20 protein-coding genes and 1 tRNA gene are annotated in these 16,756 nt (G+C 31.1%); 12 read left to right on the top strand and 9 right to left on the bottom strand.

The annotated features are described in order from the left end of the window. The first annotated feature begins 21 nt into the window (after nt 1-21). The 5 genes from HNQ03_RS05215 (at nt 22) to HNQ03_RS05235 (ending at nt 3,399) form a co-directional block, all read left to right on the top strand. Nucleotides 22-1,785, top strand: coding sequence for a TonB-dependent receptor (locus tag HNQ03_RS05215; RefSeq protein ID WP_173778615.1), 1,764 nt, complete (start codon nt 22-24; stop codon nt 1,783-1,785). Between the two features lie 34 nt (nt 1,786-1,819). Further along, nucleotides 1,820-1,891 (top strand) — tRNA-Arg (locus HNQ03_RS05220). Nucleotides 1,892-1,982: 91 nt separating this feature from the next. Next, entirely contained in the window at nt 1,983-2,438 is a 456-nt protein-coding gene (locus HNQ03_RS05225; protein ID WP_173778616.1) for a DUF1569 domain-containing protein, read from the top strand. Nucleotides 2,439-2,456: 18 nt separating this feature from the next. Beyond that, nucleotides 2,457-2,924, top strand: coding sequence for a hypothetical protein (locus tag HNQ03_RS05230; protein WP_173778617.1), 468 nt, complete (start codon nt 2,457-2,459; stop codon nt 2,922-2,924). A 25-nt stretch (nt 2,925-2,949) separates the two neighbouring features. After that, complete coding sequence (locus tag HNQ03_RS05235) at nt 2,950-3,399, top strand: VOC family protein (protein ID WP_173778618.1); 450 nt, start codon at nt 2,950-2,952, stop codon at nt 3,397-3,399. 60 nt (nt 3,400-3,459) lie between these two features. Here HNQ03_RS05235 and HNQ03_RS05240 read toward each other — a convergent pair whose 3' ends face one another. The 3 genes from HNQ03_RS05240 to HNQ03_RS05250 form a co-directional block, all read right to left on the bottom strand. Further along, nucleotides 3,460-4,767 (bottom strand): ABC transporter permease, encoded by a 1,308-nt coding sequence (locus tag HNQ03_RS05240; protein WP_173778619.1) that lies wholly within the window; start codon nt 4,765-4,767, stop codon nt 3,460-3,462. Beyond that, nucleotides 4,764-5,684, bottom strand: coding sequence for an ABC transporter ATP-binding protein (locus HNQ03_RS05245; RefSeq protein ID WP_173778620.1), 921 nt, complete (start codon nt 5,682-5,684; stop codon nt 4,764-4,766). Before HNQ03_RS05245 ends, HNQ03_RS05240 begins: the two co-directional genes overlap by 4 nt. Nucleotides 5,685-5,803: 119 nt before the next feature. Continuing rightward, complete coding sequence (locus HNQ03_RS05250; RefSeq protein ID WP_173778621.1) at nt 5,804-6,157, bottom strand: T9SS type A sorting domain-containing protein; 354 nt, start codon at nt 6,155-6,157, stop codon at nt 5,804-5,806. Between the two features lie 119 nt (nt 6,158-6,276). Here HNQ03_RS05250 and hemB point away from each other — a divergent pair, with 119 nt between their 5' ends. Then, entirely contained in the window at nt 6,277-7,269 is a 993-nt protein-coding gene (gene hemB, locus HNQ03_RS05255; protein WP_173778622.1) for a porphobilinogen synthase, read from the top strand. An 8-nt stretch (nt 7,270-7,277) separates the two neighbouring features. Here the strand turns inward: hemB and HNQ03_RS05260 are convergent, their stop codons facing one another. Continuing rightward, nucleotides 7,278-7,565, bottom strand: coding sequence for a TM2 domain-containing protein (locus HNQ03_RS05260; protein ID WP_173778623.1), 288 nt, complete (start codon nt 7,563-7,565; stop codon nt 7,278-7,280). A gap of 204 nt (nt 7,566-7,769) precedes the next feature. Here HNQ03_RS05260 and lptB point away from each other — a divergent pair, with 204 nt between their 5' ends. The 5 genes from lptB (at nt 7,770) to HNQ03_RS05285 (ending at nt 12,203) form a co-directional block, all read left to right on the top strand. Then, a complete protein-coding gene (gene lptB, locus HNQ03_RS05265) occupies nt 7,770-8,831 on the top strand; it encodes an LPS export ABC transporter ATP-binding protein (RefSeq protein WP_173778624.1) in 1,062 nt (353 codons plus the stop codon). Nucleotides 8,832-8,878: 47 nt separating this feature from the next. Then, on the top strand, nt 8,879-9,469 hold the full coding sequence (locus HNQ03_RS05270; RefSeq protein ID WP_173778625.1) for a hypothetical protein: 591 nt from the start codon (nt 8,879-8,881) through the stop codon (nt 9,467-9,469). Between the two features lie 32 nt (nt 9,470-9,501). Further along, the gene (locus HNQ03_RS05275; RefSeq protein WP_173778626.1) at nt 9,502-10,071 is read left to right on the top strand and encodes a cob(I)yrinic acid a,c-diamide adenosyltransferase; all 570 of its coding nucleotides are present in this window, start codon (nt 9,502-9,504) and stop codon (nt 10,069-10,071) included. A gap of 3 nt (nt 10,072-10,074) precedes the next feature. Next, a complete protein-coding gene (locus HNQ03_RS05280) occupies nt 10,075-10,713 on the top strand; it encodes a thiamine diphosphokinase (RefSeq protein ID WP_173778627.1) in 639 nt (212 codons plus the stop codon). A 98-nt stretch (nt 10,714-10,811) separates the two neighbouring features. Continuing rightward, on the top strand, nt 10,812-12,203 hold the full coding sequence (locus HNQ03_RS05285) for a type III PLP-dependent enzyme domain-containing protein (protein ID WP_173778628.1): 1,392 nt from the start codon (nt 10,812-10,814) through the stop codon (nt 12,201-12,203). A gap of 49 nt (nt 12,204-12,252) precedes the next feature. On the opposite strand, the gene HNQ03_RS05290 is transcribed toward HNQ03_RS05285, so the two are convergent. The 5 genes from HNQ03_RS05290 to HNQ03_RS05305 form a co-directional block, all read right to left on the bottom strand. Then, nucleotides 12,253-12,909 (bottom strand): HAD family hydrolase, encoded by a 657-nt coding sequence (locus HNQ03_RS05290; protein WP_173778629.1) that lies wholly within the window; start codon nt 12,907-12,909, stop codon nt 12,253-12,255. Between the two features lie 138 nt (nt 12,910-13,047). Continuing rightward, complete coding sequence (locus HNQ03_RS16080) at nt 13,048-13,212, bottom strand: DUF5808 domain-containing protein (RefSeq protein ID WP_317170348.1); 165 nt, start codon at nt 13,210-13,212, stop codon at nt 13,048-13,050. A 31-nt stretch (nt 13,213-13,243) separates the two neighbouring features. Then, nucleotides 13,244-14,623 carry an alpha/beta hydrolase family protein gene (locus HNQ03_RS05295; protein WP_173778630.1) on the bottom strand — a complete coding sequence of 460 codons (1,380 nt, stop codon included), beginning with the start codon at nt 14,621-14,623 and terminating at the stop codon, nt 13,244-13,246. A 319-nt stretch (nt 14,624-14,942) separates the two neighbouring features. Continuing rightward, complete coding sequence (locus tag HNQ03_RS05300) at nt 14,943-15,206, bottom strand: hypothetical protein (protein ID WP_173778631.1); 264 nt, start codon at nt 15,204-15,206, stop codon at nt 14,943-14,945. A 2-nt stretch (nt 15,207-15,208) separates the two neighbouring features. Beyond that, entirely contained in the window at nt 15,209-15,475 is a 267-nt protein-coding gene (locus HNQ03_RS05305) for a DUF2089 family protein (protein ID WP_173778632.1), read from the bottom strand. 410 nt (nt 15,476-15,885) lie between these two features. Here HNQ03_RS05305 and speB point away from each other — a divergent pair, with 410 nt between their 5' ends. Then, nucleotides 15,886-16,737, top strand: coding sequence for an agmatinase (speB, locus tag HNQ03_RS05310; protein WP_173778633.1), 852 nt, complete (start codon nt 15,886-15,888; stop codon nt 16,735-16,737). Nucleotides 16,738-16,756: the final 19 nt, after the last annotated feature.

A 16,756-nucleotide genomic window follows, 5' to 3' on the forward strand; every position in this document is an offset into this window, starting at 1 on the left:
ATTAAATTATAAAAAATTACTATGAATTTAAAAATTCAAAAAATAAGCATATTGTTATTTCTCTTTTCAGGATTAAGTGTTTTCTCTCAGATAAAAGAGGAACAATTAATCTTGGACAAAAAGAGAGAACCCGAAGTGAAAAAAATTGAGAAAAAGAAAACTTCTGTGGAGAGTATAAAAAATTATCCGCCAGAAGAAAAATCTCAAAATCCTGTTGAATATAGTATTACCAACGTTCCAGCTTTATCAGATTTTCAAACGTCTACGTTACAAGCAGATGATATTTCGCCAAATTTAAAAACAGATTACTATAGCAATTATGTAAGATTTGGGATGGGGAATTACGGAAAAATATTAGGAGATGCTAATGTTTCCTACACTTTAGAAAACAAATTGGAAGTGGGAGCAGATGCACACATTAATGCTAACCATGGTTTACAAAATATTTACGCATGGGATTCTCGCCAAACAAGCTTGAAAGCTGGCGCGTTTTTAAATGGTTACGGAGAGAAAGGAAAATATAATGTTACTGCAGATTTTGGACAAGAAAATTATAATTATTATGGTATTTATGCTTTAAATCCTGCATCAGATGTAGATATTAATCAAAAAGTAAACGCGTTTAGAGTAAAAGGTTCTTACGATCATTTTTCCAATGAATATTTAAATAATATCACCTTCAAATCATCATTTTTATCAGATAGATTTGGTGCAAAAGAAAATAAAGGCGCTTTGGATTTTAATTTCTCAAAACACGACTTAGAACTTCCCCTGAATGATGTGAAAATGAATGCAGATCTTGGATTAGGTTTGGAAACTCAAAGTACTGATTTTGAAATTTTAAATACGAATTCTTCATCCTATTTTCTAGGAAATTTATCACCGAAAGTTACCTTTATCAAAGATAAATCTTACCTTACGATAGGTTCTGGATTTACCTATTTAAGTACAAATGAATCCAATCTTAGTTTGGATAGAAAAGCAAACAAGACCTATTGGTTTCCAAAAGCAGAATTGCAATTAGCAAAAAGTGACGAGTTGAAATTCTATGCAGGAGTAGATGGAGGTCTATCTTTAAATTCTTACGCATCTATGTTGGAAAAAAATCTCTATATAGTTTCAGATCAACGTGTAACACCTACGGAAACAAAATATAACGTCTATTTGGGTATTCGTGGAGATGTAGATGAATTGATAAAATATGACGTTTCTATTGGACATTCCAAAGTGAATGATATCCTTTTTTATCAGACAAACAACCTTTTTGATACCTCTATTGCCGCTATTAGAAACGCTTATGATTTTGCCAATACATTTTCGGCAATCTATGACAATGGAACAAAAAATGAAGTAAATGCAAGTTTACAATATTTTCCGCGTGAAAATTTTAATGTTTCAGGCTCATTTCATTACATCAATTATAAAATGGAAAATTTTGATAATATTTATAATGTTCCTACTTTTTCTGCAGAATTAGGTGCAGAATACACACTTTTGAATAAAAAGTTATTGCTCGGATTCAAAGGATTTATGGCATCAACGATGGTTACCAACTTATACGATGTCACAAATACTGGACTGTCAACAAATTACACAACTACAGAGCAATTAAATACAAAATTTGGTGGTTATGTAGATTTTAATCTTTCTGCAGAATACAAAATTCACAAAAATTTCAGTATTTTTGCCATCGGTAATAATTTGATAGGTGGAAATTATTCTACTTTACAAGGTTACCAAGTTTTGGGAGCGCAAATTTTGGGAGGCTTAAAAGTTTCTTTTTAATTTGCTTTAAATTTTCTAAAATTTTCAGATAAATGGTTGCATAGTTCAACGGATAGAACTTCGGATTTCGGCTCCGACGATGAGGGTTCGAATCCTTCTGCGACCACTTTTAAAACCTAGACTTTAATTAGTTTAGGTTTTTTTTGCGTTAAATTTTCAATTTAAATTTTTATATTAAATTTACCAAAAATTAATACATGCAAAATATTTTCGATGCTCAGCAAACGCAGCAATATATTAATAGAATTCAAAAGTTAACGGCAGAAACAGAACGTTTGTGGGGCAGAATGAGCGTAGAAGATATGCTCGCTCATTGCAACGTAACCTACGAATTTGTATATGAGCCAGAAAAACATAAAAAACCTGGTGCTATCGCAAAATTTATTTTAAAAACTTTTGTGAAAAAAAAGGTAACAGGAGAAGGCTCGTTTTCAAAAAATTTACCAACTGCGCCACAATTCATTATCAAAAATGAAAGAGATTTTATTCTAGAACAAAAGAGATTGATAGGTTTTCTACAAAAAACACAGCAGTTGGGAGCCGAAGCATTTGATGGAAAAGAATCTTTCTCTTTCGGAAAATTGAATGCTACAGAATGGAATAATATGTTTGCCAAACATCTTAATCATCATCTTGAACAGTTTGGCGTTTAAAATTTAAAATACATTGATATGAAACAAATTACTTTTATTTTTTTACTAATTTCTACTTTCTGTTTTTCACAAATGCCAGATATATCTACTGTTTGGTTAAACAATCATCAGTTTTATACTGGCTCAATTTCTCCAAGTAAAACAGAATTAAAATTAAAAATAGAACTTTCTAGCCAAGATAAAAAAAATGATCAGGAATATTATATTTCTGGATTGTCTAGCGTAGAGAAAAATATATCTGATTTTGAGGGTAAAATTAAAATCACAAGCTATAAAAACTCAAAAAAAGGCGGAAAAATTTTTGGTAATTATGAGTTTTTTGAAAAGCCCGATGGAAAACATACGGGAATTTTTCAAGGGAAATTTATTTACACTTTTAAATTTAACAAGAAAACACAAAAAATTGAAAGTCAATATTTGGAATTTGTTGGAGATTGGGAAAATTATAAGAAAAATCTGAATTTCAAAACCAATTGGAAAAATTAATTGTAGATCTTTATAAATTTAAATTATGGCAACTGTAAATGTTTATCTTACTTTCAACGGAAACTGCGAAGAGGCTTTTACGTTCTATAAATCTGTTTTTGGTGGAAATTTCCCTTATGTTGGGAGATTTGGTGAAATGCCAAACGAAAATGATGCATCAAAATTATCGGAAGAAGACAAGCGGAAAATAATGCATATTTCTCTTCCTATTTCAAAAGAAACAATGTTGTATGGAAGTGATATATTAGAAAATCAAAGTTCTGATTTTGTAATTGGTAATAATTTTTCCCTCTCATTAAATGTAAATTCTAGAGAAGAAGCTGAATCATTATTTCAAAGTTTAAGTGAAAACGGAATTATTACGATGCCTTTAGAAGATACTTTTTGGGGTGCATATTTTGGAATGTGGAGAGATAAATTTGGCATCAATTGGATGATTAATTTTGATGATCCTAAAGATGAAATCAAATTATAAAAGAAAAATACCCAAAACAATAAATGTCTTGGGTATTTTTTTAGATCAATTTTATTTTTTTTAATTCCTTATCCATTTCCAAAGCTCTTTCAAAGTAGCCTTATTTCCGTACATCAAAATTCCGACTTTATATATTTTTGAGGCTACAAAGATCATAAACAATGCAGATATCAAAAGTAAAGTCATAGATAATGCAATTTGCCAAGCCGGAACTCCAAAGGGAATTCTAGCTACCATCGCAACTGGCGATGTAAATGGAATGATGGATAGCCAAAATCCCATCGGTCCATCTGGATTATTGATGATGGTAAAACTTCCGTAAACACCAATCATCAATGGTATGATTGCAAACATGGTAAATTGTTGCGTTTCCGTTTCGTTATCTACAGCAGAACCAATTGCAGCATAAATTGAGCTATAAAAAATATATCCAAACAAGAAGAAAAAGATAAAAACAACAATTATTAATGGGAAATTTAATTCTAAAAGATGATGAGAAGCTTCTACTGCAATTTGCTGAAAATCCATTTTCCCTGTAAGTTCTTCAGCTTGAGAAGCAGATTTTTGTAGGGTAGAAAATCCTGTATTCAAAACTAAAGCACCTGCAACAGCCATGATTATCCATACGATAAATTGCGTGAGAGCAACCATCGTAACTCCAATTATTTTCCCCATCATCAATTGAAATGGTTTCACAGAAGAGATGATAATTTCTACCACTCGGTTGTTTTTCTCTTCCAAAACGCTGCGCATTACTCGAACTCCATATATTATGATGAACATAAATGTTGCATACATTAAAACTAAAGATAAGCCATATTTTACACCAAAGCTTAAATCTGAATCTAAATCTTTGTCATCAGAAACATTTTGGCTAGCCAATTCAAATTTCTTGTCTATATTGGTAATTTGAGTTTCATCTAGCTTTAAATTTTTTATTTTTTCTGCTCGTAATACTTTGGAAATATCTGAGATTATATGCTGCTTCGTTTCAAATCCAATTTTGGAGTTTACCAATAATTTGGATTTTTTTTCTAAGCCGTCGAGATTATTTTTAGGCAAATTTCCCAAGATTAAAAGGCCATCGATGCTTTCCATATCTTTCAATCCTGCAACCATTTGCTTTTCAAGATCTGCGGGAATTAAAATATATTTTACAGTTTCATCAGATTTCAATTTTCCTGCAAAAATTCCACTTTTATCAATTACATTAATGGTGTGTTGCGTTTCATTTGCTTTAAACATAAACGCGATGAAAGCACCAAAAGCCAACATCATTATTGGTGCGAGAATGGTAAGCAAAATAAAAGATTTTTTCTTAACTTGAGTAAGATACTCTCTTTTCGTTATTAATATAATATTTCTCATACTGCTTTATAATTTTGACTTACCGCATTAATGAAAACTTCATTCATGCTTGGAATTTTTTCATCAAAAGATCTTATTTTCCCTATTTTCATTAGTTCTGAAAGAAGAATGTTCTGGTTGTTTTCTGTCTTTATCTCAAAAGAAAGCAATCCATTTTTTTGATCATTATGGATAACAGAAAATTGTTTTTGAAAATTTCCCCAAATTTCTGTGTCGAAGTCTGCTATTTGTACAGAAAAGATATTTTTCTTAAATTTTTCTCTCACTTCAAAAATTTTTCCATCCAAAACTTTCTTTGCATTGTTGATTAATGCTACATGATCGCACATTTCTTCCACACTTTCCATTCTATGTGTAGATAGGATGATGGTTGTTCCTTTCTCCTTCAATTTTATAATTTGATCTTTGATTAAGTTCGCATTCACAGGATCAAAACCAGAAAATGGTTCATCTAAAATTAGCAATTTTGGACGATGGAGTACGGTAACTACAAATTGTATTTTTTGCGCCATTCCTTTAGAAAGTTCAGAGAGTTTTTTCTTCCACCAATGGTCTATTTGCAACTGATCAAACCAATATTTTGCCTCTTGCAGTGCATCAGATTTTTTCATTCCTTTTAATTCTCCAAAATATAAAAGTTGATCTCCCACAGTCATATTTTTGTACAAACCACGTTCTTCTGGCATATATCCAATATCTGCAATGTGGCTAGGCTTTAGTTTTTCATTATTAATAAAAATATTGCCAGAATCTGGTTGAGAAATCTGATTGATGATTCTTATAAAAGTTGTTTTTCCTGCACCATTTGGACCAAGAAGTCCGTAAATACTTGCTTCTGGTACATCAATGGAAAAATCTTCTAATGCAATTTTTTTACCTGCATTGTAGGATTTAGTTACGTTTTCTGCTCGAAGCATACATCTATTTTAAGAGTTAATTTTTCAAATTTAAGGATAATAGAAACCAAAAACTATTAAACAAAAAAAAATTCTAAAATAAATTAGAATTTTTAAATTTCGTAGAATATATTTGCTAATTATTGCTTAATAATCTGCTTTATTTTGCTAGTATTATCACTCAAAATATATCTCATCAAATATTTTCCTGGTCTCAATTTTTCTAAATTAAGTTCTGCAGAGGAAGTATTTAAATTGTAAGAGGCAACTTGCGTACCTAAAATTGAGTAAAATGCTACAGTTTTTATTTTGGTCGAATTGTCTTTAGTTTTAATGAAAATGCTAGTTTTCACAGGATTTGGATAGGCAATCAGAATTCCATCGTCCGTATTTTGGGAGATGGAGCTTGATTCTTGAACAGATTGAGATTTAAAATCTGTAGAAAATATCATTGTTGATGCGTAAACAAAGGCAATTAGTAATAATTTCTTCATCAGTTTTCAGTTCTTGTATAATAATTATGCTAAGGTATAAAATTAAAATAAATTTTAAATAGTTTTTTTTAAAATACTATAATTAAATTTGCAAATAGAATTTCAAAAATTAAGCCAAAATGATAATTTATTCCAGAAATAGAAGATTAAGATCAAATTCTACAATAAGATCTCTTGTTCAAGAAACTTATTTGACTACAAATGATTTAGTGATGCCACTTTTTGTGATGGAAGGAAAAAATAAACAAGAAGCAATTTCCTCAATGCCAGGAATTTTCCGCAGATCGGTAGATTTAACAGTTTTGGAATGCAAAGAATTGCTTTCTCTAGGCGTGAAAGCTATCAATCTGTACATGAAAGTAGCAGAAAATCTTAAAGACAACACCGGAAAAGAAGCTTGGAATGCAAACGGATTGATGCAAACAACCATAAAGGCTATAAAAGATGCTGTTCCAGAAATGATAATAATGCCAGATATTGCACTAGATCCTTATTCAGAATTTGGACATGATGGCATCATAGAGAACGGAAAAATTCATAATGATAAAACGAATGATGCGCTCGCTAAAATGAGTTTGTCTTTGGCAGAAGCTGGTGCAGATATCCTTGCGCCAAGCGATATGATGGACGGTAGAGTTGCGGCAATTCGTACTGTTTTAGAAGAAAATAATTTTACAGATGTAGGTATCTTAAGTTATGCAGCAAAATACGCGAGTTCCTATTACGGACCATTTAGAAGTGCTTTGGATTCTGCTCCGGTAGAAAATTTAGATATCCCAAAGGATAAAAAAACCTATCAAATGGATTTTCACAATTCGAGAGAAGCTATTGACGAAGTTTTAAAAGATGTTGCAGAAGGTGCAGATATTATCATGATAAAACCAGGAATTGCCTATTTGGACATCGTTGCAAAAGTGAGACAAGCCATAGATTTGCCAATCGCGGTTTACAATGTAAGTGGAGAATATGCAATGCTAAAAGCAGCTGCTCAAAATGGTTGGATAGATAATGATAAAGCCATCATAGAAACACTTACTTGCATTAAAAGAGCAGGTGCAGACATGATTTTTTCCTATGCAAGCAAAGAAGCAGCAGTGCTTTTAAATAATTAAACAAAAATTTATAACCAAGGTTTTTTGCCAATTACATAAGTGTCATCAAAGTCTTTATCAGACATCATTAGATATAAAATTCCTTCTACTAATGGAATTATTGTAGCGATACCACAAGTAAAAACATTAGCAATTAATTGTATTACACCTTCTTTTGTATAACCCAAATAGAATTTATTTAATGCAAGCCATCCAACTAAAATTCCTAGCAAAGCTGCGGGGATTTTCTTTTCGGATTTGTAATTGCTGAAATTTTTATTAGGATTTTCGTTTTGATTGTAACCGAAGTTTTCCATGATAGTAGTTTAGCAAATAGGTAGGCGAATTTAGATATTTGTTACAAATCAAATAATTATTTAGTAGGATAGTTTTTAAATAAATTTATAAATTTATAAATTTTTAAGTTCAAAATTATAGGTGATTTTAGCCCATTATTAAATCTTTCCGTCTTTAAGAGAATTTTATTCATCTACATAAATTAAAATAGTAAATTTGCTACTATGATTTTACGCGGAGAAAATTTAATTAAAGAATACGGTCCCAAAAAAGTAGTGAAAGGTGTTTCGATAGAAGTTGCCCAAGGCGAAATTGTAGGATTGCTTGGTCCTAATGGAGCTGGGAAAACCACCTCGTTTTATATGATTGTGGGATTAGTGAAACCCACTTCCGGAAAAATATATCTTGATAATAAAGAAATTACCAATGATGCAATGTATCGCAGAGCTCAAAATGGTATTGGATATTTAGCACAAGAAGCTTCCATTTTTCGTAAATTGACGGTAGAAGAAAACATAAAAGGAATTTTGCAACTCACAAAACTTTCTAAACGTGAACAAAATATAAAATGTGAAGAATTAATTGAAGAATTTTCTTTGGATCATGTTCGCAACAACCGTGGAGATTTACTATCTGGTGGAGAAAGAAGGCGTACGGAAATTGCGAGATGTTTGGCAACGAGCCCAAATTTCATCCTTTTGGATGAGCCATTTGCCGGTGTAGATCCTATTGCGGTAGAAGATATTCAGAAAATTGTCCGCAGTTTGGTAGATAAAAATATTGGAATTTTAATCACAGATCACAATGTGCAACAAACTTTGGCAATCACCAACAAAACCTACATTATGTTTGAAGGTAGAATCTTGAAGGAAGGTGCACCAGAAGATTTAGCGAACGATCCGCAAGTTAGGGAAGCATATCTTGGCGAGAATTTTGTGTATCAAAGTATTGATAATCGCCCAAAAAAGAAGGAGAGAATGTATCATATATATTCTGGAAATTTCAATGATAGAAAGGAATTAGAAGTTTTTGCTGATCAATATTTTAAAGATAAAGATATTCAGATTTTTCATGGTTTTAAGGATATAAGTTTTGCAACAATGGCAAATTCTGAAGTAGAATATGTTTTCAATAATGTGGTAGATAAAAATAAAAATAACTCATTTATATTTGAAAAAGAAACCGTAAATGGTGATAGCGGAACGTCTAAAGATGAAGATTTTATTAGCAAGATAAATGCTTCAAACAAAATGAAATACGAAATTTCGCATTCTTTTCTGGGCTAAAATACTACAGATGAAATTGTCTATTAATATTTAAACTATTTTAAAATTTGAAAAACACAATCTTACTTTTATTCTTTTTTTTAGTTTTTTCTTCTTGCCAGAAAATTGAGGAAAAGATTTCTCAAACCGTTGATGAAACCACTCAAAAAGTAAAGGATAAATCTAATAAAATTATTCAAGAAAAGTTTGATGACAAAATCAACGAGACCATCAAAAATCTTACAAATTCAGAAGATATTGCTTTTTCGAAAGTGTTTCAAAATAATACATTACAAACCTTAGACTCCATAAAAGGGAAAAGTCTTGTGCTTCCAACTGGCTCAAAAGTTATTATTTTTAAATATAAAATGGAGAAAAAAACTTTGTTGGAATTTCTTCAAAGTCAGCCAAGTACGGATAATGCAAATTCTGATAAAATTGCTAAAAAAATAGATGGTCAGGAAATATTAGCAAAACTAAAAATGGCAGAATCTTTTTTACCCAAAGAATTGACAGATAATCCTGTTTTTCAATCTAATAAAGACAATAAATCTCTAGAATTTTTTAGACTAAATAGAATTCCGCTGCAATCTACCTTAATATACAACCCAAAAGATTCTACTTTTTTTCACTTGGTAGACGCTAAAATTGAAAAATAAATGTAACTTTTCATTTTAAAAATAAAATTTTTATGAAGATTTATACAAAAACTGGCGACAAAGGAGAAACTGCCTTATATGGCGGAACTCGCGTGTCCAAAGCCAATGCTAGAGTAGAAGCTTATGGAACGATAGACGAAGTGAATGCTTTTATCGGTCTTGCGAAAGCAAATATTTTGGATGAGACCATTATTTTTCAATTAAAACAAATACAATTTAATCTCTTCACCGTTGGTTCAGAAGCTGCTACACCTACAGATCAATTGATGTTGGCAAACGGAAAACCAAGATTACCATTGATGATATCTGAAAAAGAAATAGAAGAATTGGAAAATTGGATGGATGCGATGGAGGAAAAATTGAATCCTTTGCAGTTTTTTATACTTCCAGGTGGTGGAAATGCTACAACATCTTTGCACGTTGCAAGAACGGTTTGCAGAAGAGCAGAGCGCAGTTTGGTGTTTCTAAATGAAACTGAAGAAGTGCGGGTTGATTTGATAAAATATTTGAATCGTTTGTCGGATTATCTATTTGTTTTAGCAAGATTTGTGGCTTCAAATAATAATGAAGAAGAAGAATATTGGAATCCTAACAATCGTTAATTTATGAAAAAAGCGCTTTTATTTCTCAACGGAGAACCACCAAAATGTTTGCCCAACTTCACCGAGTACAATTTTATTACCTGTACAGATGGTGCTTTTTTATATTTAAAAGAAAGAAACTTCCCGGTGAAAAAACTAGATTTTATTTCGGGCGATTTTGACAAAAGAAACAAAGAAGAAGAGCATTTTTCTGAACTGATAGCGTACGAGCATTTAAATTTTATCCATACTCCAGATCAAAATAAAACAGATTTTGAAAAAAATTTGGAAATTTTGATACAGAAAAAAATAACCGATGTAGATATCTACGGTGGAAGTGGAAAAGAAATGGATCATTTCTTGGGCAATCTTTCTGTTGCGTTAAAATTTAAAGATCAAATAAAAATTACTTTTTTTGATGAATTTTCTAGTTACTTTTTTGCTGAAAAACAAACAGTTTTAGAAGACGTGAAAGATAAAATGATTTCTCTTTATCCTTTTCCATCCGTAGAAAATATAACTACAAAAGGCTTGAATTGGGAATTAGAAAATGCCACGCTAAACCAGTTGGATAAAATTTCAACCAGAAATTTTGCAAAAGAAAATTTGGTGGAAGTTACATTTGAGGAAGGCAATTTATTAATCTTTGTTGATGTAAATTAACATGAAGATATTTTTTACATACTTTTTTAGCTAAAAATCATCTTTAAAATCTCAAATTTTTTCACGATTTTTGCATTTACAATTTACTTTTTAAGAAAATGAAAATAAAATATTCCGAACTTATAGATCAGACTTTATATTTCCCAACGGAAGAATTTAATGTTGCTGACAATCAACTTTCTTTTCATGATATTCCTTTGATGGAAGTGATAGAGGAATTTGGTACACCATTGAAAGTGAGTTATTTGCCAAAAATTTCCCAAAATATACAGCGTGCAAAAGCTTGGTTCAAAGAAGCTATTGAAATCAATGATTACAAAAAATCTTACCGTTATTGCTACTGCACAAAGTCTAGCCATTTTAGTTTTGTAGTAGAAGAAGCCTTGAAAAATGATATTTCTATGGAAACTTCTTCCGCTTATGATATAGAAATCATCAAATCTCTCTATGCGAAAGGTAAGGTAGATAATTCGGTGGAAGTTATCTGCAACGGCTTTAAAACGGACGATTATCTAGAGAATATTTCTGAACTGATCAACAAAGGTTTTGAAAATATTACCCCAATTCTGGATAATTACAGAGAATTGGATAAACTTTCTGAAAATATTGATAAAAAATTTAATATAGGAATTAGAATTGCTGCAGAAGAAGAACCAAAATTCGAATTTTATACCTCTAGGTTGGGTATTGGTTACAAAGATATTATTCCATATTATGCGCAAAAAATTGCCAATCATCCAAATGCAAGGCTGAAAATGCTGCATTTCTTCATCAATACAGGAATAAAAGATACCGCTTATTATTGGAATGAATTGTATAAATGTCTGCGCGTCTATGCAAGACTAAAAAAAATAGCACCAGAAGTAGATTCTCTAAATATTGGTGGCGGATTTCCTATCAAAACTTCATTAAATTTCGATTATGATTACCAATATATGGTGAACGAAATTGTATCACAAATAAAAAAATTCTGCGAAGAAGAAGGTGTAGAAGAACCGAATATCTATACAGAATTTGGGAGTTTTACCGTAGGAGAAAGTGGTGCAAATCTTTACAAAATAATTTCGCAAAAACGCCAAAACGATCGTGAAAAATGGAATATGATAGATTCTTCTTTCATGACTACTTTGCCAGATACTTGGGCAATTTCTCGCAAGTTCATCATGCTTCCGCTTAATAGATGGGAAGATACTTATGAGCGCGTTTTCTTGGGTGGATTAACCTGTGATTCCGACGATTATTATAATTCTGAGCAACACACCAATGCAATTTATTTACCTATTTTTAGTGATACTAAACCATTATACATCGGTTTTTTCAACACGGGAGCATATCAAGAAACCATTGGTGGATATGGTGGAGTGCATCATTGTTTGATGCCACAACCAAGGCATATTTTGATAGATAAAGATGAGGAAGGCAATTTCAAATATGAAATTTTCCGCGAAAAACAAGAACCACAAGATATTTTGAAAATTCTGGGGTATTAGAATTTTTTTCACAGCAAGGATCCTTCAAGGTTTTTAAAATCTTGAAGGATTATAAAGAAGTAATTTTCTCAAATTCAATTTCTGAAAAATCTGAAATTACGAGATTCGCTTTCTCGTAATTTTGTCCAATACTGTGTTCGCTTTTATAAGCCACGCAAAATATTTCTGCAGCGTGCGCAGCTAAAATTCCATTGGTAGAATCTTCTATTACAATACAATTTTCTTTTTTCTCTTTTGCCATTTCTGCAGCTTTGATGAAGATTTCTGGATGAGGTTTGGATTCCCGCAAATCTGCACCGCTTATTTTAGATATAAAATAAGGCTCTAATTCAAATTTTTGGAAAACCCAATTGATGGTGTTCATACTTGCAGAAGATGCCAAAACCAATTTTACTCCATTTTGATGGTAGTTTTTTATTAAATTTAAAACCCCAGGAATTAAATCAAAATCCTTATCATGATCAAAAAAATGTTTGAAATACTTTCTTTTTATTATAGAAAGTTCTTCAATACTTTGGATTAAATTGAATTTGGAAATAAGGGTTTCACATACTTTTTTGGTAGAATTTCCTGTAAAAGAATCGTACAATTCTTCAGAAACCTCAATTCCGACATCTTCAAACATTTGAAAATAGGCTTTGCGGTGAAGTGGTTCCGTATCCACAATTACACCGTCCATATCGAAAAGTACTGCTTTTAATGGCATTTAATTTTTTTTGCAAATTTAATCAAATAATAATTTAGCGCTAATTGCTATTTCAGTCTTTCAAAATCCAAATAAATTTAATAATGTAGATCAGAAATAAACTTTAACTATTTCAATTAAAGATTGTTTTTACAGCTTTTAATGCTGGTTTTTATTTATCATAAATGCAAGGAAAATAAAAAAGGCAAGCAATGCTAAAAACGCTAGAATGGATTTAGTATTTGCGAAATTAACCGTCCATCCAAATGCGGGAGTTCTCTTTGGTGGAAAAATTCTTACATCTTCTTTTTTGTAATAGAAAATTCCCCATTTCCAGTTTTCATATTTAAAAAATTTATTTCAGTTTTAAAATCCACTCAGTCATTTCATTTAAAGCTCTTGGTGAAAAAGTTTCTTCAATCTGCCCATATTCTGAAGGATTTCCAGTGTTAGTCGTTTGAAAAAGATGATTTAAGCCTTCTAATTCTACAATTTTAAATTCTTTATTGCCTGCTTTTGTTAGAGATTTTTTTATTCCATCCAGATTTTCCTTTGCAGAAACTTGCAGATCTAAACTTCCATTTATTGCTAAAACTGGAATTTTTATCTTAGATAAATAATCACTTGGATTAAATTCTATGAAATACCGAAACCACGGCGAAGAGATTTCATCCGCTTGTTGTTCTGCAAGATCTTCCAAGCTAACTGTATTTTTTTCTGGTTTAGGTAATTTTTCGAGCTCAATTATTAAAAATTCTTTCAAATCTTTTTTAAGGTCCTTACCTTTATATTTTTTGACAAAAGAATAAATATCGCTATTTAATTTCTCATTAATTTTGATAAGTACATTTGACGCTCCGCTAATTTTTGCAATATTTTCAGATTGAATTCTCATCAGATCTTCAATCGGAATACCTGGTCCTGCCATTAATACTAAAAATTTCACATTTTTATTTTTGATTGCAACCATTGGAGCTATCATTCCACCTTCGGAATGGCCTACCAAACCAATATTTTTGTAGCCGTTTTTTATCAAATAATTTACCGCAGAATTTATATCTGTTGCAAAATCTGCCGTTGTTGCACCATGTTTTCCTGCGCTAGAACCGCCAATCCCACGATCGTCTAGTCGTAAAGTTGCAATTCCTTTTTTTGCAAAATCATCTGCAATTACGAGAAATGGTTTGTGGCCCACAAGTTCTTCATCACGATTTTGCGCTCCGCTTCCCGTAATCATCACAAGAATTGGGCTGCTTTTATCAAAATTTTTAGGAGTTGTCAAAGTTCCGGCTAAATTATTTCCTTCTATTTCATTTTTAAAACTAATGTCTTCATTATTGTAATTAAATGGCGACTTTGGTTCTTGCGGACGATTGTTGGTTATTTCATCATCAGTTCTGGATAGGTTTAAGGGCAGATTCATCCCACTTTGCCTAAAAGTTCCTTCAAATTTATTATTATTAAATACTCCAGAATAATAAATTCCAAGATTATTTGCGTCGAAAATAAGCTCATTATTCTCGAATTTCGTTTCCTTAATTGCAATTCCTTTTGCACCTTGCATTGGGCTATCTAAGGTAGATTTATAAGCATTTCCCTCCTTTTCTATATGAAATACCAATGGCAATTGCGTACCTTGAATTTGCAAATTTCCGTACCAAGTTCCTGTAATTTCTTGAGAAAATAGATTTTGAAATAGAAGAAATATTGTGCAGATGAATAATTTTGCTTTCATAATTATTAAATTAAATTTATTAAAGTTTTTGATAGAATTTCACTGATGACTAAAGCTATAACAAACCAAATGTAATTTTGCCATTTTCTTAAATTCGTAGCAGTTCGGAAACCATTTGTTAGCAGTACGATTGCATATATTATTATTAAAATCATTATTATAGAAAAAATAATAAGTATTGACATTTCCGAAAAATTAAATTGCAGGTTTTCAGGATTTTGAATTTCTTTAATGATTTTTTCGTTTATTTTTTCTAAAAACGGATTATTAATAATCAAACTTATTGCATAAATTGGAATTCTATAGATCATCGAAATTACTAAAATATCCACAATTCTCGTTTTTTATAAATGATTTTTCCGATGATAAATAGTAGCGTAAATAGGACAAAAATATTGATTAAATTTTCTTTCAGCGAGTCTACGAATGTTACTTCTGAAGAGTGTGCATCCAGAATTCCATCAAAAGTTACAGAAAAATAATGTCCGCACAAACTTCCAACCAGAATAGATAGTATCCCAATAAAAAGAAGATTTTTTTCTGAAAATTTCTCAAATGGATTTGAAATAATTTTCCAGCACATCGTTATTTTTTTAAATTTTTAATTTCATCGATCATATCATCCATTTTGTTCCGCATGGTTGGATAGGAAAGTCCAGCTTGTTTTGCCATTTCTTTGATGCTTCCACTTGAAAGGAAAAAATCTAAAATAAATGCTTGATTTTCGTGCGAAAGTTTCATTAATAAAGGCAATTCATAATCGCCATTTACCGAAGTTTTGCAATTTGAACATTTCAGCTGACTAACATTTAAAGTATTCTCACAACTGGGACAAATGATAGGAAGTTTCATTTATTAATATTTATTGAAACAAATATAGGGAAATGTTTAATAAAGTTGAAATCAATTTTAATAAAGTGTAATATTTTTAGATTTTAGTTTAAATTTTATCTGAATTTTTTAACACCTATTCCACATAAGTCAAATAGTGAAGGCAAATAATTATTCATAATACACAAAGTTAAACAATCAAAGATTCATAAAACGAATGTGCACTTAAGCGAAATAATTTGTGCACTATGCTTAAGAAACTAATGTGGTAAATTTTGCAGTTTAGCAATAAATAATCGGGGAATTTTCCTTACAGACCTTAATTCCTTCACAAATCTAAATGGTTAAAATTCTTTATTTTTTCTACAAAATTTTTGCGGCTTCTTCTTTAAGTTTTATCTTTGAAAATTCATCATAAAAAAATATTTCAAATGAAAACATACGCCGGAATTCCCGAAGAAAACGCAAGTCTAGAAAACTCAAAAGTAATGCTCGTAACTGTACCTTACGATGGAACTTCCACTTGGGGAAAAGGCGCAGACAAAGGACCAGAATTGTTTCTAGATGCGTCTGAAAATATGGAATTATACGACATCGAAACTAAAACCGAACCTTATTTAGAAGGTGTATTTCTTGCAGGTGAAATTTCTGAAAAATCTTCACCAGAAGCAATGACGGAAGCAGTTTACCAAAAAACAAAATCACTTTTAGAAAACGAGGGAAAATTATTCACCCTTTTTGGTGGCGAACATTCCGTTTCCATTGGTTCTATCAGAGCAGTTGGCGAAAAATTTGAGAACCTAACGGTTTTGCAATTTGATGCGCACACAGATTTACGTCCAGATTTTCATGGAAGCACTTCCAATCATGCTTGTGCTGTTTTTGAAGCGAGCCAAAAGCATAATTTAGTTCAGGTTGGAATACGTTCTGGAGATATTGAGGAAATGCAATACATACAAGAAGGAAATTGTTTTTGGGCACATGAAATTCATAAAAATGAAAATTGGATAGATGATGTTCTCGCAAAAGTTTCTGGAAACGTTTACATTACCATAGATTTAGACGCTTTTGATCCTTCCATCGCACCTTCTACAGGAACGCCAGAACCAGGAGGTTTGCAATGGTATCCAACTTTAGAATTACTAAAAAAAGTTTTTGAAAAATGCAATGTGGTCGCTTTTGATATTGTAGAATTGATGGATTCTCCTTTCAGCAAACCTACAGCTTTCTTATCTGCGAAATTGTATTATAAAATGTTGGCTTATTATCATTTGAAAGGATAATTAATAATACAAGAAAAGA

The organism is Frigoriflavimonas asaccharolytica (genome assembly GCF_013294015.1).
Lineage (GTDB): Bacteria > Bacteroidota > Bacteroidia > Flavobacteriales > Weeksellaceae > Frigoriflavimonas > Frigoriflavimonas asaccharolytica.